We start from the raw sequence: 14365 nt of genomic DNA on the forward strand, positions 1-14365 counted from the left end.
GCGTGCGCCAGGAGGGTTTGCCATGACCGAGCGTTCTCATCGGGCCGTGCGCCGTGGAGTTGCTCCCACGACGGGATGTCGGCTGGGGGTGATGGTCGCGGTGTTGGCCGCCTCGTTGGCCGTGGGCGCGGTACGGCCCGCGACCGCGGTGCAGGAGCACGGCACCGGCGACACCGTGCGGCAGGGGCTCCAACGCCTGGTGCACGACGACCGGTTCCCCGCCGCGCTGGCCGCCACCAGGGACCGGAACGGGCGCACCCACCACTACACCGCCGGCGTCGCCGACCTGCGGACCGGGGCGAAAGTGCCCCTCGACGGACAGGTGCGGGTGGGCAGCAACACCAAGCCGTTCACCGCCACGGTCGTGCTCCAACTCGTCGGCGAGGGCAAGGTCGCACTGGACGCGCCCATCGAGCGCTACCTGCCGGGACTGGTGCGGGGCAAGGGCAACGACGGGCGCCGCATCACGGTGCGCCAGCTCCTCCAACACACCAGCGGACTGCCCAACTACGTCGATTTCCTGGGCGACTTCCCCGCCTACCGCCACCGCTACCTCCAACCCCGCACGCTGCTCGACCTGGCGCTGGCGCACAAGCCGCTCTTCGCCCCCGGGACCCGTTGGTCCTACAGCAACACCAACTACGTGCTGGCCGGCCTGCTCGTCGAGAAGGTCACCGGCCGCCCACTGGCCGAACAGATCACCCGGCGGGTCATCGACCGTATCGGGCTGCACCACACCTACTTCCCGGGCGTCGGAGACGAGCGGATCCGAGCGCCCCACCCCGAGGGGTACTTCCCCAAGCGCCCCGGCGGGCCGTTGACGGACGTCACGGAGCTGGACCCCGGCTGGGCGTGGGCGGCCGGGCAACTCGTCTCCACCCCGGGCGACTTGAACCGGTTCTTCACCGCGCTGTTCGGCGGCGAGCTGCTGGCTCCCGCGCAGCTCGCCCAGATGCGCACCACGGTCCCGGCCGCCGCCGGCCTGTGGCCCGGCGCCCGGTACGGACTCGGCGTGATCAGCACGCCGCTGAGCTGCGGCGGCCGGATGTGGGGCCACGGCGGCGACATCCCCGGCTACCGCACCCGCTCGGGCGCCACCGACGACGGCCGCGCCCTCACGGTCGCCGTCACCGCCGACCCCACACCCACCAAGGACGCCCCCGACCACGCCCAGGCACTCCTGAACACCGCCTTGTGCCGGTGAGCACCACTGGCCCTGACCCATCGGTCAGACCCTAGGGCGCACCGGCGCCCTCGTCGTCGGACGCGTCGGACGCGTCGGACGCGTCGGACGCGTCGGATGAGTCGGCCGTCGGCGGCAGCGGCTGTTCGGCCCAGATGACCTTGCCCTGCGGGGTGTAGCGGGTGCCCCAGCGGTCGGTGAGCTGGGCCACCAGGAACAGACCGCGGCCGCCCTCGTCGGTGATCGCCGCGTACCGCAGGTGCGGCGAGGTGTTGCTGCCGTCGGCCACCTCGCAGACCAGACTGCGGTCCCGCAGCAGCCGCGCGGTCACCGGCGGTGAGCCGTAGCGGATCGCGTTGGTGATCAGCTCGCTGACCACCAACTCCATGGCGAAGACGGCCTCGGCGAGGTCCCACTCGGTCAGCTTCTCCGCAATCCGGGAGCGCATCTCCCCGACCGCGGCGGGGTCGAAGGGCACCTCCCACGCGGCGACCCGGTCCGGGCCGAGCACCCGGGTACGGGCGATCAGCAGCGCCACGTCGTCCCGCGGGCGGTCCGGGAGCAGGCGGGCCAGCACCGCCTGGCAGTTCTGCTCCGGGGACCGGCCCGGGTGGGACAGCGCCCCGCGCAGTAGCTCCATGCCCTCGTCGAAGTCCCGGGTGCGCTCCTCGACCAGCCCGTCGGTGTAGAGCACGATCTGGGTGCCCTCGGGCAGCCGCAGCTCCGTGGTCTCGAAGGGCACGCCGCCCAGCCCCAGGGGCGGGCAGGCCGGCAGGTCGGGGAACTCCACGGTGCCGTCGGGGTGGACGAGCGCCGGCGGCGGGTGCCCGGCCCGCGCCATGTCGCAGCGTCGGGTGACCGGGTCGTAGATCGCGTACAGGCAGGTGGCGCCGGTGATGCCGGTGCCGCTGCCGGTGTCCGCCTCCTCCTGGTCGATCTGCTCGACGAGGTCGTTGACGTGGCCCAGCAGCTCGTCGGGGGTGAGGTCGAGGGTGGAGAAGGTGTGCACCGCGGTGCGGAGCCGCCCCATGGTGGCCGCGGCGTGCAACCCGTGGCCGACGACATCGCCGACCACCAGCGCCACCCGGCTCCCGGACAGCGGGATCAGATCGAACCAGTCACCGCTCACCCCTGACTGGGCGGGCAGATAGCGGTGCGCCACCTCCATCGCGCTCTGCTCGGGCAGGGTGCGCGGCAGCAGACTGCGCTGCAGGGTCACCGCCAGCGCGTGCTCCCGGGTGTACCGCCGGGCGTTGTCGATGCTCAGCGCGGCGCGCGCCACCAGCTCCTCGGCCAGCGACCGGTCCTCGTCGTCGAACGGCTCCGGGCGTTCCGAGCGCCAGAAGTTGGCCACGCCCAGGATGTTGCCGCGGGCCTTGAGCGGCGTGGCGATCAGCGAGTGGACGCCGTACGCCATGATGCGGTCGCCCTGCTCCGGGTCCTGCAAGTGCCAGTCGCGGGCCGTCGACAGGTCGGGCACGACCTCGGAGCGTCCGCCGACCATGCCGCGCGCCTGCGGGGTGCCGCCCACCAACGTGAGCGGGGTGCCGGAGGGGCGGAAGGGGTGGTCGGGGCGGATGCCGTGCGTCGCGGCGCGCAGCATCTGGTGGGCGCCGCCGACGGCCGGCTCGTCGCCGTGCAGGACGGGCGCCGCCAGGTCGACGGTGACGAAGTCGGCGAAGCCCGGCACCGCGACCTCCGCCAGCTCCTCGGCGGTGCGTGCGACGTCCAGGGTGGTGCCGACGCTCACCCCGGCCTCGTACAGCAGCCGCAGCCGCTCGTGGGCGACCTCGGCCCGGCCGGAGAGCAGCCGCAGCTCCGTGGAGTCGCGGATGGTGGCGACCGTTCCCATGCCGGCGGCGTGCCGGTCGGTGGGCCGCTGGTTCACCGCCAGCAGCCGGCCGCCGGCCTGGTGGATCTCGTCGGTGGCCAGGCGGCCCGAGGACAGCAGCTCGGCCAGCCCCGGGGCGAGGTCCGGCAGCCGGGCCACCTCCTGCCCCTCGGCGTCCTCGGGCAGCGTCAGCAGTCGTCTGGCCTCGTCGTTGGCCAGCAGCAGCCGCCCCTCGCCGCTGACGATGACCACGCCCTCCCGGACGGCGTGCAGCACCGCCTCGTGGTGCTCGTACATGCGGCCCATCTCGACCGACCCCAGCCCGCGGGTCTGGCGTCGCAGCCTGGTGGCGATGACGCCGGTGGCGGCGGTGGCGATCACCAGCGCCGCGGCGCTGATGCTGAAGACCGTCGGTAGGTGGGCGGCGATGGCGCGGCTGACGCTCGCCACCTTCATGCCCGCGGACACCAGGCCCACCACCGAGCCGTGGGCGTCGGTCACCGGGACCACGGCCTGCACCTCGTGCCCGAGCGGGCCGTTCACGCTCTCGACCGCCACCTTGCCGGCCAGCGAGGGCCGGATGTCGCCGACGAAGCGTTTCCCGATGTCCTGGGGCTTGGGGTGGGTGTAGCGGATGCCGTGGGTGTTCATCACGACGATGAAGTCGACCCCCGCGCGGTTCCGGGCGGACTCGGTGAGGGGTTGCAGGGTCTTCGTCGGGTCCGGGGAACGGAGCACGGCCGGCAGGCCAGGGGAGTGCGCGAAGGTCTCCGCGACGGCCACCGAGCGGTTGCGCGCCTCCTGCTCGGCGTCGTGCCGGGAGGTCAGCAGCAGTGCCGCGAGTACGCCCAGCACGATGAGGAGACCAACGATGAGTTGGAGCAGGAAGACCTGCCCCGCGACGCTCTGCGGGCGTCGTTCGGTCAGTGACCGTACCGTTGCGCGCCGATATCGGCCGGACCCTGCGGCCATGCTGCTATTTCTAACACTCCCGGGGCGGGCCTGCCCATGGATGCGCGGCGGTCTGTTACGGAACGTGATCGAGGGGGTCGGCTTGCGCACTCCCCGGAGTCGGCGGGAGGGGGAGTCTCGGCCGGCGAGGCGCGGGGCTGGGCCGGGTCCGATGGGGGCGCGGGGGAGGGGCCGGTGGGCGATGCGCGGTTGGCGCAGCCGCGGGTCCTGCCTGCTCACAGGGGCTGAGGCGTCGCTCAACTCCGCGCATTCGGCGCACAGTTTCCGTGCCCCTCGCCCCAACCGCCGGGTGGCCGCGCCGGGTTCATCGACGCGTCCGCCGTCAAGGTTCGGTCAAGTAGTTGCGTCCATGCGCAAGTAGACCGGTATGCTGCTGGGCGTTCGAGAACGTCGAAGGCACCTCGTTCGGTGAGGCGTCTGCACGGACACAGGCCACTGACCCCACGACGTCGAGAGACGCCCAGGTTCAGGACAGGTCTCCCCGGGTTAAGGGGTGACCCCAAGTGGCTGCCCCGGCAAGGGGATTACGCCGTGGAGTGCCAAAGCTCTGACGAGTAGGGGTGAGCCGGCCCGTGCGCCGGTCCGCTCCTTTGCCGTGTCCGTCATGGCGCCCGCGGGCGCCCCGGTCGGGAGGAGGCGAGAGACATGGACGGCCATTGCAGTAGTCCGGGCCACAGTCGGCCCCGCATCCGCATGTCCTCGTTGACCTCCGGCACGCGGTAACACCCCTTCTTCCCACGCCCGCTCCCGCCCGCCCTCGGCCAGGCCGAGGCCCGTCGGCGCCGTAAGGGGTGGGTGCTGGCCGTGCGTGTGGACCGCACGGGCAAGGAGGGCTGGCGGATGCGGCCGTTCGGCCACCTGCTCACGGCGGCCCTCTCCACCGGCCGCGTGGTGGGTCGCACGGCCCTGCGGGCCTGTCTGCTGGCCGCGACGATCCTGGTCGCCGTCCGCATCGTTCAATTCGCCCTGGGGCATTGGGCGTTGTGGCCCGCGGTGCCCGGGGTGGCGTGACTGCCGTCCGCGGCCCCGGACGCCGGCCAGTCAGCCGCACCCGTACCGGCAAGCAATGCACACCTCCACCGAACCGAGAGAGGGGAGGGCGGCAGTCATGCGCCTCCTGAACCAACCGAACCGACTGCACCAACTCCCGCGCCCCCGCACCGAATCCGACCGGCACCGCGACCGGCCCGCCGTCCGCGGCCACCGCTGCCCGCGGGTCCGGCTGGCCCTGCACGACGGGACCGAGCGCACCTACCTGCTGGAAACGCCGGACAACTGCACCGACTGCCCGGGACCGCAGACCTGCTACGAGCCGCGGGTCCACCTGGCCTACCTCCTCGCCCGGCAGGGCCACGACGCCCACTGGCTGGCCGACTTCGCCGATCTCCCGCTCGCCGCGGCCGATCGCCTCACCGAGGCGGCGGCCACCCCGCGGGACCGCGTCTGACGTTACCCAACTCCCGCCACTCTTCCCTGACTTGACCCCTCCCTTCCCTCTCCTCCTTCCCCCTTCCGTCATCCGCCATCCGCACGGAGGTGAGTGCGCCATGTCCGTTCTGTCCGTGATCCACATCCGTCCGCTGCGATCGCCCGCGGCCCCGACCACCCCGACCGTCCCGTCCGCCCCCGCCGTCAGGACCGTCCTGGGCGGGGTCGTCGAGCGGCTCGCCCGGGGCGCCGTCGACAGCCCCGTCCTGCGCGTGTTGGAGCCGCCGACCGTGCGGCGGCCGTCGGGGGACCGCGCCCGCCGACGCCCGCGCGCCCACTGGCGTTCCGTCGTCGGCCCCGACGGCCGGCGCCGGCTGGAGGCCGACTGGCGGCCCGAGGTGTGAACGCGCCCCACCAGCGACTCCCTCCCCAACCGTTGCCCGGAAGATCAGGAACCGCCATGTCCCTGCGCTACGCACGCCTCCACCACGCCCGTGGGAACTGCCGATTCGGGATACCGGAAGACGCCGGACCCGCGCACGCCGCGGACCGTGGGTCCGCCACCGCCGACGCGGGGCCCGTCCCGAGCGGACCGCGACACCGGGTGGCCGGCCTGACGGTGGACACCGAGCAGCGCACCGCCCGCGCGGGCGGGCGCGCTCTCGTCCTGACCTATATGGAGTTCGAGCTGTTGGCCCGTTTCGTCGCCCACCCCCGGCGGGTGCACTCCCGGCGTCATCTGCTGACGACGCTGTGGGGGCATCAGGCCGTCAGCGGCACCCGCACCGTCGACGTCCATGTGGCCCGGCTGCGGCGCAAGCTGGGGCCCGGCTACCAGGCGCTCATCAGGACCGTCCGGCAGGTCGGTTACGCCCTCGATCCGGCGGCGGCCCCGGCCAGCCGCGGGGAGGTGTGCGGCCCGGGTGGCGCCGCATGAGACCGTTGCGCCGCCGTCGCCCGGTGCCCGCGCCGTGGCCGGGGACGGAGCCGGGCTGCCCCGCCCCGGAACGCCCCGCTGGCCCGGCCGAGTTGCGCGGTCCGCCCCGGCCGGTGCGGGGCGCATTCGGTGCGTGCCGTTCGGGGCCGCCAGTCGTTAGACTCCCTTCATGGATGCGCAAGCCCCACCCGATGCGGACCCGAGGTTCGAGCAGGCCGTTGCCGTGTTGAAGGCAGTGGCCGACACCACGCGTTTCCAGGTGCTCTGGGCGTTGACCCAACGCGAGCACGCCGTGGGGCAGTTGGCCGAGCTGGTCGGGGCGCATGTCGCGGCGGTGTCGCAGCATCTGGCGCGGCTGCGGGCGGCGGGGCTGGTGGTGTCGCGCCGGGAGGGCACCAGGATCTTCTACCGCGTCGCGGGCGACCATGTGCGCACGCTGCTGGAGGGCGCCGTGGTGGCGTCCCAGGCACCGCCGGCCGGCGCGACGGACCCGGCCCCGACGGCGGCGACGGGTGCCGTGGCGGCCGGCGAGGCGGCGGTGGCGCGTGGCGCGGTGCGCGGCCGGCTCCGCCCGCGGCCGGCGCCGGGCGGCTGAGGAGGCCGGTCAGCCGGTGGGGGAATGTGCGTCGGGCGACCGGACGTCGAGGCCGGCGCCGCCCTCGTCGAGGGTGTACTGCTCCGGGCCGGCGTCGTAGCCGAACAGCGCGGCGTAGCGGCCCCAGTCGGTGGCGGTCTCCAACTGCCTGGCGATCTGTTCGCCGGTGTAGTGGTGGGCCAGCAGATCGCGGAAGAACCCGGCGCGCAGGGTGCCGTCCCGGCGCTGGAGACTGGTGACGATCAGCCGGACCAGGGGCGCCGAGTCGAGCACCGCGCGGGCGAAGATCTTCTTGGAGTCCTGGACGTCCGCACCGGCGAACCCGCTGCCCTCCGGGGTGAGTTGGAGCTCGCCGCCGTGGACGACGGCGAAGCCGAGCAGGTCCAGGGCGTCGACCATGGGCAGCAAGTCGTCGACCTCCAGCCCGAGTTCGTCGGCGAGGTCGGCCAGGTCGCAGCGGTCGCCGCGCCGGGCCAGGATCTCGGCGAGGCCGGCCAGTCCGTCGACGCTGGCGTGCGGCAGCGGGGTGTTGGCCGGGGTGCGGCGCCCGGCGTCGCATGTCTCGGGACGGCCCAGGCGGGCGAGGCCCGGCTCCTTGTCGCGGCCGGTCATCACCCGGTACAGCCGGTCGACCAACGCGTCGAACTCGGGCGCGGCGCGGTCGCGGGGGCGCGCCAACGGTATGTCGAAGGCGGCCTTGAGCGTGCCGGGCCGGGCGTCGAGGACGACCACGCGGTCGGCCATCAGCACGGCCTCCTCGATGTTGTGGGTGACCAGGACGACGGCGCGGGTGGGGAACTGGCCCGACTCCCACAGCTCCAGCAGCTCGCCACGGAGGTTCTCGGCGGTGAGCACGTCGAGGGCGGAGAACGGCTCGTCCATCATCAAGACATCGGGCTCGACGACCAGTGCGCGGGCGAAGCCGACGCGCTGCCGCATTCCGCCGGACAGCTCCTTGGGGTAGGCGGAAGCGAAGCCGTCCAGCCCGATCAGGTCGATCGCCTGGAGGGCCGCGGCGGCTCGTTCGGCGCGCCGCAACCCCCGTGCCTCCAGGCCGAGTTCGACGTTCTGTTGCACCGTCAGCCACGGCAGCAGGGCGAACGTCTGGAAGACCATGGCGCTGCCCGGGTTGGCGCCGGCCAGCGGCTCGCCCCGGTAGACCACGCTGCCGGAGCTGGGCGGGATCAGGCCGGCCAGGCAGCGCAGCAGGGTCGACTTGCCGGAGCCGGAGCGGCCGAGCAGGGCGACGATCTCGCCGGTGCGGATCTCCAGGTCGATGCCGGCCAGGACGGGGAGTTCGCCGCCGGCACCGGCGTAGGACTTGGTGAGGGCGCGGGCGGCGAGGAGGACCTCGTCGCCGGTCGGGCGGGCGGGTGCGTCCCGGAGGGTGCTCGGGTCCACGGCGCGGCTCCTTTCGTCGGGTTACGTCGGGCGGGTGTCTCGTCGGACGGGGGTCAGAGCGCGTAGCGGGTCTCGGCGAGGCGGTAGAGCCTGCGCCACAGCAGCCGGTTGAGGGCGATGACATAGCCGGCCATCACCGCGACGCCGGCGAGCAGATGCGGGTAGTTGCCCTCGGCGGTGGCCCGGAAGACGTAGGCGCCCAGGCCGGTGGCGGTCAGCGAGGTGCCGCCGAAGGTGACGACCTCGGAGACGATCGAGGCGTTCCAGGCGCCGCCGGAGGCGGTGAGCGCGCCGGTGACATAGGACGGGAAGATGCCCGGGACGATCAGCCGGCGCCAGCGCTGCCAGCCGCGGACGCCGAGGTCGTCCATGGCCTCGCGGAGGTCGGCGGGGATCGCGGCGGCGCCCGCGATGGTGTTGAAGAGGATGTACCACTGGGCGCCCAGCGCCATCAGCAGCACCCCGCCGACGTTCAGGGACAGCCCGGTCCGTAGGAAGAACCACGTCGCCAGCGGGAAGAGGAAGTTGGCGGGGAAGCTGGCCAGCAGTTGGACCAGCGGTTGGGCGATCCGGGCCAGCCGCGGCGAGAAGCCGATCTTCACGCCGATCGGCACCCACACCACGGTGGCCACCGCGAGCAGCAGCACCACGCGGGCCAGCGTGGCCAGCCCCAACAGCAGCGGCTCGACGAAGACCCCGAGGCCGGTGCGGTGGTGGAGATAGCCCAGCAGCTCGGCCAGCCCCCAGACGAGCAGCCCGCCGGCCACCACCGCGAACACCACGTCGCCGGTGCGCCGCCCCGCCCGGCCGTTGGCCAGCGGCGGATCGTCGGTGCCCAGGAGCCGTCCCGCCCGGCCCAGCAACTCGCCCACTGGGCGCAGCAGTCGGCCCCACCGGCGCGGCCAGGGCGAGCGGCGCAGCAGGTCCAGCACCAGCGAGCGGTGCACGTCGGTGGCCTCGGACTGCTCGTTCTTGAACCGCTCGGCCCAGGCGGTCAGCGGGCGCCAGAAGACGAAGTTCACCCCCGTCACCATGACCGCCATGGTGGCCACCGCCCAGCCGACCCTGCCCACGTCCCCGTCGGCGATGGCGGTGCCGGCGAACGAGCCCACGCCGGGCAGCGGGTAGCTGTGACCGGCGACGCTGATGCCCTCGGACGCGACCAGGAAGAACCAGCCGCCGCCGAAGCTCATCATGCCGTTCCACACCAGGCCGATCGCGCCGGACGGCAACTCGATCCGCCAGAACCGCATCCAGCGGGTGAAGCGGAGCGAGCGGGAGACCTCGTCCCACTCGCGCGGCAGCGTGATCAGCGCGTGGTAGAAGCCGAAGGCCATGTTCCACGCCTGCGAGGTGAAGATCGCGAAGACCGAGGCGCACTCCAGGCCGAAGGCCGAGCCCGGGAAGAGCGAGACGAATCCGGTCACCGCCACCGTCAGGAAGCCGAGCACCGGTATGGACTGGAGAATGTCCAACGCCGGGATCAGCACCCGCTCCAGCCGCCTACTGCGCGCCGCGGCATAGGCGTAGCCGACGGCGAAGGTGACCGCGGCCGCCAGCGCGGCGAACATCCGCAACAGGCTGCGCGCCGCGTAGTACGGCAGCTTCGCGGGATCGGTGTCCACCGCGGCGACATGGGACGGGGCGAACGACACCGGCGTCCCCGTGCCGCCGACCCGCAGCAGCAGATACATCCCCACCAACACCGCCGCGGCCACCGCCACGTCCATCCACGGCATGCGGACCAGCCGCCCGGCCACCCGGGCGGGCAACGAGGCGCGGGACACGGCGGACAACGACGGAAACGTCACGGGACACCCCCCGGTGCACGACGGTCTGCGGACCGACGATGGCACAGCCGGGTCACGACGGAGCGCTCACCGGCGTGCGCGAGCACGTCGGCGCCGGCTGCGCGGACGAAGAGTTGGAGAACGGGACAGACGGCAGACAGACAGCTCAGACGCTGCCCGGAAGGCAGCCGGGACTATGAGGTTCGCCGCTCACGGCCGCCTCCCTTCCTCGTGCGCGTGCCACGGAAATGCCGCGCAAAGTCTGCCGCTTGTTGCATTCGTAAGCAAATAAACGCAGGGAGTGGGCGGGGGACATCGGACCGACCCTAGCGGGGAGTCACCGCTGGACGCCGCTGCGTGCACGCGGCGGCGGTGCCGCACCGAGAGGTCTCGCGCCGGGCCCGGACACCTCGCAAGATGGAGGGGGGAGGCGTCGTGGTGTGCCGTTGACGCGAACGGCGGCGACGCCGCCCCGACCGCACCCAGGGCAGGGCAGAGCCATGGCCGTCAGCCCCCTTTCCCCCAGACCGTCGCCCGCCGAGCAACGGCCGGCGCCGCTGCGCCTCTCCGCGCTGGTGCGGCGCCCCGTCGCCGATCGCCAGGGGCGGACGCTCGGGCGGCTGGCCGATGTCATCGTGCGGCTGCGCGGCACCGACTACCCGGAGGTGACCGGGTTGGTCGTCCGGGTCGACCGCCGCGAGCTGTTCGTCCCCGTCGAGCAGTTGACATCGTTCGACGGGGGAGGCCAGGTCCTGCTGGAGAGCGCCAAGTTGGACCTGCGGCCGTTCCGTCGCCGCGAGGGGGAGGTGCTGCTGCGCGCCGACGTGCTCGGCCACCGGCTGATCGACGTGGCCGAGGCCCGGCTGGTGCGCGCCTGGGACGTCGAGCTGGCCCGTCGCAACGGCCGTTGGCTGCTCTCCGGGCTCGACACCCGCCGCCCCCGCGGCCTGTTGGGGCGCCTGGCCGGCCACCGCCGCGAGCACCGCTGCCGGGACTGGAAGGGCTTCGAGCCGCTGATCGGACACCGCGGCAGCGTCCTGGTCCGCCGCCCGACGGCCCGCATCCGCGGTCTGCGCCCCGCGGAGATCGCCGATCTGCTCGAAGACGCCTCCAAGGACGAGGAGCGCGAGATCCTCGGCCGCGTCCACCAGGACCCGGAGCTGGAGGCGGACGTCTTCGAGGAGTTGGAGGAGGAGCGGGCCACCCGGCTCCTCGGCACCCGCAGCGACCAGGAGATCGCCGCGGTGCTCGGCCGGATGCGGGCCGACGACGCCGCCGACGCGCTGGAGGACCTGCCGCAGCCCCGCCGGCGCCGCGTGTTGGAACTGCTGCCGCCGGCCCAGCGCACCAAGGTCAAGACCCTGCTCGGCTTCAACCCCGACACCGCGGGCGGGCTGATGGCGATGGACTTCCTGGCGCTGCCCGTAGGGACCCGCGTCGCCGCGGCCGTCACCGCGCTGCGCACCTCCCGCCACCTCCAACCCGAGGCCCTGACCAGTGCCTACGCGACGGACGACGAGGGGCGGCTGGTCGCCGCGGTGCGCGTGGTGGAGCTGCTCCAGGCCGATCCGCAGGCGGCGTTGGGCGAGGTGAGCGAGCCCGATCCGGTCCGGGTGCGGCCCGACACCGACCTGGTGGACGTCGCGCTGCTGATGGCCGACTACAACCTGACCACCCTGCCCGTCGTGGACGAGGACGAGGTCCTGCTGGGCCTGATCACCGTCGACGACGTCCTGGAAGCGATGCTGCCGGAGGACTGGCGGCGTCGGGAGCCGGCGCCGGCGCCGGCCGTGCACCGCACCGCGATCGCGCCCCAGCAGCGGGACCGGCCGTGACGGGCGGAACGCCGCGGCGGCCCGAACGGCCACCGCGCCCGACGGGACCGGCCCCACGGCCCGGACCGCACCAAGCGCCCGAACCACCCCCGCCCGCCAAGCCGCAGGCCCCACCGCCCGAACGCGGCGCCCCGGCCCCGGCCCCGGGCCCGCACCCCGGCCGCCCCGCTCCCGCGCCCGCATCCCGCCCACCGCCGACCCGGACCAGGGCCGACGCGTCCCGACGGCCGCGCCCGCCCACCGCCGCCCCCGCCCACGCGACCGCGCGCGCCCCGCGCCCCACCCGCGACAACGACATCGAAGGCGCCCTCGGTCGCATCCGTGCCGACGACGCCGACCTCGGGCGCAGCCTCAAGCGCCGCCTGCTCACCTTCCTGGCGATCGTCGGCCCCGGACTCGTGGTGATGGTCGGCGACAACGACGCGGGCGGCGTCGCCACTTACGCCCAGGCCGGCCAGAACCACGGGTACAGCCTGCTGTGGGTCCTGCTGCTGCTCGTCCCGGTGCTGATCGTCAATCAGGAGATGGTGGTGCGGCTCGGCGCCGTCACCGGGGTCGGCCACGCGCGGCTGATCATGGAGCGGTTCGGCAGGTTCTGGGGCTGGTTCAGCGTCATCGACCTGTTCGTGCTGAACGTCCTCACCCTCGTCACCGAGTTCATCGGAGTCTCCCTGGCCCTCGGCTACTTCGGCATCAGCAAGTACGTCGCGGTGCCGGTCTCCGCCTGCCTCCTGGTGGGGATCACCGCGACCGGCAGCTTCCGCCGCTGGGAGCGGGCGATGCTGGCCTTCATCACCGTCAGCCTGCTGCTGGTGCCGCTGGCCCTGCTGTCCCACCCGCGCTTCGGGGACGCCGCCTACCACCTGGTGGTGCCCGGTGTCCAAGGCGGCTTCACCCCGCTCGCGGTCCTGCTGATCATCGCGATCGTCGGCACCACGGTGGCCCCCTGGCAACTGTTCTTCCAGCAGTCCAACATCATCGACAAGCGCATCACCCCGCGGTTCATCGGCCACGAGCGCGCCGACACCGTCCTCGGCTCGCTCTTCGTGGTCGGCGGCGCCCTCGCCCTCGTCATCGTCGCCGACTACGCGGTCCGTGGCACCGGCGCCGCCGGCCACTTCACCGACGCGCTCGGCGTCGCCAACGCCCTGGGCGCGCACAGCCGCGTGCTGGGCGCACTGTTCGCCATCGTGCTGCTGGACGCCTCGATCATCGGTGCGGCCGCCGTCACACTGGCCACCAGCTATGCCTTCGGCGACGTCTTCAACCGCAGCCACTCCCTGCACCGCAGCTTCCGCGAGGCCAAGGCGTTCTACGCCAGCTACACCGGCATGGTGCTGGTCGCCGCCGCCGTCGTGCTGTTGCCCGGCGCACCCCTGGGCCTGATCACCACCGCCGTCCAGGCCCTGGCCGGCCTGCTGCTGCCCTCGGCCAGCACCTTCCTGCTGCTGCTCTGCAACGACCGCGCCGTGCTGGGCCCGTGGACCAACCCGCGCTGGCTCAACGCGGTGGCCGCTTTGATCATCGTGGTGCTGCTGGCGCTCTCCGGCATCCTCGTCGCCACCACCCTCTTCCCGTCCCTGAACGCCCTGAAGGTCGGCCTGTGGGGGGCCGGCGCCCTCGTCGTCGGGCTCCTTGGCGCCGCCGTCTGGCTCCGCCTCACCCACCGGCGACGGCCGCCCGCCGCCGCGCTCTCCCGCGCCGACCGCGAGAGTTGGCGGATGCCGCCGCTCGCCCTGCTCGAACCCGTCGTCTGGTCGCCGGGCCTGAAGCTCGGCATGGGACTGCTCCGCGGCTATCTGGTGATCGCCGCCCTGCTGCTGTTGGTCAAGGCCATCCAGATCGGATGAACGACATGCCCGCACCCCGCCTCCGCCACCGCCCGGGCACCCGCGCCGAGGGGGGCGGCCCCGCGCGGACGCCGCCGAACCAGCGGGCGGCGCCGCGCCGTTGGAGCCCCGAGCTCACCGCGGCGCTGGTCGTCATCGCCGGCGGAGCGGCCGTGCTCACCGTGCTGCGCCTGGCGCCGCCGCAGGTGCAACCGGCCCTCTGCGGCGCGCTGGTCGCCGTCGTGGTCGTAGCGCTGGTGCTCTTCCGCGCCCTGTGGCAGTGGCGGCACGCCCCCACCCACGAGGTCCACCACCCTCCGCTCCCAACGACCGGGCCCGGGGGCTGGTTCGACGCGACGGCCCTGGAGGGCTTCCCCCTCCAGGAACTCCGCCCCCTGCTCGCCGCTCCCGGCGCCCCCGACCTGGAGCAACTGCACACCGCCTGGATCCTGCTGGAGCACGGGCGCGACCCCGCCTGGGTCGGCCACCACCTGGGCCTGCCCCCGGCCGTCCTCCAGGTCCTCACCGACGCCGCCCAACGGTGCGACGCCTGAAGCCGACGAA

The 14365-nt window shown here is 73.5% G+C and carries 12 protein-coding genes and 1 riboswitch; of the genes, 9 read left to right on the forward strand and 3 right to left on the reverse strand.

Annotated features, from left to right (window positions below):
- Nucleotides 1-22 precede the first annotated feature (22 nt).
- Entirely contained in the window at nucleotides 23-1204 is a 1182-nt protein-coding gene (locus ACFVFQ_RS00815) for a serine hydrolase domain-containing protein (RefSeq protein ID WP_383406272.1), read from the forward strand.
- 31 nt (nucleotides 1205-1235) lie between these two features.
- On the opposite strand, the gene ACFVFQ_RS00820 is transcribed toward ACFVFQ_RS00815, so the two are convergent.
- Entirely contained in the window at nucleotides 1236-3986 is a 2751-nt protein-coding gene (locus ACFVFQ_RS00820) for a SpoIIE family protein phosphatase (RefSeq protein ID WP_383406275.1), read from the reverse strand.
- Between the two features lie 393 nt (nucleotides 3987-4379).
- Nucleotides 4380-4553, forward strand: a riboswitch (M-box (ykoK) riboswitch).
- A 228-nt stretch (nucleotides 4554-4781) separates the two neighbouring features.
- Here ACFVFQ_RS00820 and ACFVFQ_RS00825 point away from each other — a divergent pair.
- The 5 genes from ACFVFQ_RS00825 to ACFVFQ_RS00845 all read left to right on the forward strand — a co-directional run bounded on the left by ACFVFQ_RS00825 (nucleotide 4782) and on the right by ACFVFQ_RS00845 (nucleotide 6946).
- Nucleotides 4782-4997 carry a hypothetical protein gene (locus ACFVFQ_RS00825; protein WP_383406278.1) on the forward strand — a complete coding sequence of 72 codons (216 nt, stop codon included), beginning with the start codon at nucleotides 4782-4784 and terminating at the stop codon, nucleotides 4995-4997.
- A 97-nt stretch (nucleotides 4998-5094) separates the two neighbouring features.
- On the forward strand, nucleotides 5095-5433 hold the full coding sequence (locus ACFVFQ_RS00830; protein WP_383406281.1) for a hypothetical protein: 339 nt from the start codon (nucleotides 5095-5097) through the stop codon (nucleotides 5431-5433).
- 100 nt (nucleotides 5434-5533) lie between these two features.
- Complete coding sequence (locus ACFVFQ_RS00835) at nucleotides 5534-5818, forward strand: hypothetical protein (protein ID WP_383406284.1); 285 nt, start codon at nucleotides 5534-5536, stop codon at nucleotides 5816-5818.
- A gap of 56 nt (nucleotides 5819-5874) precedes the next feature.
- Nucleotides 5875-6351 carry a winged helix-turn-helix domain-containing protein gene (locus ACFVFQ_RS00840; protein ID WP_383406287.1) on the forward strand — a complete coding sequence of 159 codons (477 nt, stop codon included), beginning with the start codon at nucleotides 5875-5877 and terminating at the stop codon, nucleotides 6349-6351.
- Nucleotides 6352-6520: 169 nt separating this feature from the next.
- Nucleotides 6521-6946 (forward strand): ArsR/SmtB family transcription factor, encoded by a 426-nt coding sequence (locus ACFVFQ_RS00845; protein ID WP_383406290.1) that lies wholly within the window; start codon nucleotides 6521-6523, stop codon nucleotides 6944-6946.
- A 9-nt stretch (nucleotides 6947-6955) separates the two neighbouring features.
- On the opposite strand, the gene ACFVFQ_RS00850 is transcribed toward ACFVFQ_RS00845, so the two are convergent.
- The gene (locus tag ACFVFQ_RS00850; protein ID WP_383406293.1) at nucleotides 6956-8347 is read right to left on the reverse strand and encodes a nitrate/sulfonate/bicarbonate ABC transporter ATP-binding protein; all 1392 of its coding nucleotides are present in this window, start codon (nucleotides 8345-8347) and stop codon (nucleotides 6956-6958) included.
- A gap of 53 nt (nucleotides 8348-8400) precedes the next feature.
- Nucleotides 8401-10086 carry an ABC transporter permease gene (locus ACFVFQ_RS00855; protein ID WP_383406992.1) on the reverse strand — a complete coding sequence of 562 codons (1686 nt, stop codon included), beginning with the start codon at nucleotides 10084-10086 and terminating at the stop codon, nucleotides 8401-8403.
- Between the two features lie 551 nt (nucleotides 10087-10637).
- Here ACFVFQ_RS00855 and ACFVFQ_RS00860 point away from each other — a divergent pair.
- The 3 genes from ACFVFQ_RS00860 (at nucleotide 10638) to ACFVFQ_RS00870 (ending at nucleotide 14355) form a co-directional block, all read left to right on the forward strand.
- Entirely contained in the window at nucleotides 10638-11972 is a 1335-nt protein-coding gene (locus ACFVFQ_RS00860) for a magnesium transporter MgtE N-terminal domain-containing protein (RefSeq protein ID WP_383406298.1), read from the forward strand.
- 296 nt (nucleotides 11973-12268) lie between these two features.
- Nucleotides 12269-13822: a divalent metal cation transporter gene (locus tag ACFVFQ_RS00865; RefSeq protein ID WP_383406995.1), complete on the forward strand. Its 1554-nt coding sequence runs from the start codon at nucleotides 12269-12271 to the stop codon at nucleotides 13820-13822.
- Entirely contained in the window at nucleotides 13819-14355 is a 537-nt protein-coding gene (locus ACFVFQ_RS00870) for a hypothetical protein (RefSeq protein ID WP_383406301.1), read from the forward strand. Before ACFVFQ_RS00865 ends, ACFVFQ_RS00870 begins: the two co-directional genes overlap by 4 nt.
- Nucleotides 14356-14365: the final 10 nt, after the last annotated feature.

It is taken from the genome of Streptomyces sp. NPDC057743, from assembly GCF_042798755.1.
Lineage (GTDB): Bacteria > Actinomycetota > Actinomycetes > Streptomycetales > Streptomycetaceae > Streptomyces.

Excerpts from the sequence above, each read along its gene's own strand:
- ACFVFQ_RS00815 (WP_383406272.1), top strand. The coding sequence starts at position 23 with ATGACCGAGCGTTCTCATCGGGCCGTGCGCCGTGGAGTTGCTCCCACG.
- ACFVFQ_RS00820 (WP_383406275.1), bottom strand. The coding sequence starts at position 3,986 with ATGGCCGCAGGGTCCGGCCGATATCGGCGCGCAACGGTACGGTCACTG.
- ACFVFQ_RS00830 (WP_383406281.1), top strand. The coding sequence starts at position 5,095 with ATGCGCCTCCTGAACCAACCGAACCGACTGCACCAACTCCCGCGCCCC.
- ACFVFQ_RS00835 (WP_383406284.1), top strand. The coding sequence starts at position 5,534 with ATGTCCGTTCTGTCCGTGATCCACATCCGTCCGCTGCGATCGCCCGCG.
- ACFVFQ_RS00840 (WP_383406287.1), top strand. The coding sequence starts at position 5,875 with ATGTCCCTGCGCTACGCACGCCTCCACCACGCCCGTGGGAACTGCCGA.
- ACFVFQ_RS00845 (WP_383406290.1), top strand. The coding sequence starts at position 6,521 with ATGGATGCGCAAGCCCCACCCGATGCGGACCCGAGGTTCGAGCAGGCC.
- ACFVFQ_RS00855 (WP_383406992.1), bottom strand. The coding sequence starts at position 10,086 with ATGCCGTGGATGGACGTGGCGGTGGCCGCGGCGGTGTTGGTGGGGATG.
- ACFVFQ_RS00860 (WP_383406298.1), top strand. The coding sequence starts at position 10,638 with ATGGCCGTCAGCCCCCTTTCCCCCAGACCGTCGCCCGCCGAGCAACGG.
- ACFVFQ_RS00870 (WP_383406301.1), top strand. The coding sequence starts at position 13,819 with ATGAACGACATGCCCGCACCCCGCCTCCGCCACCGCCCGGGCACCCGC.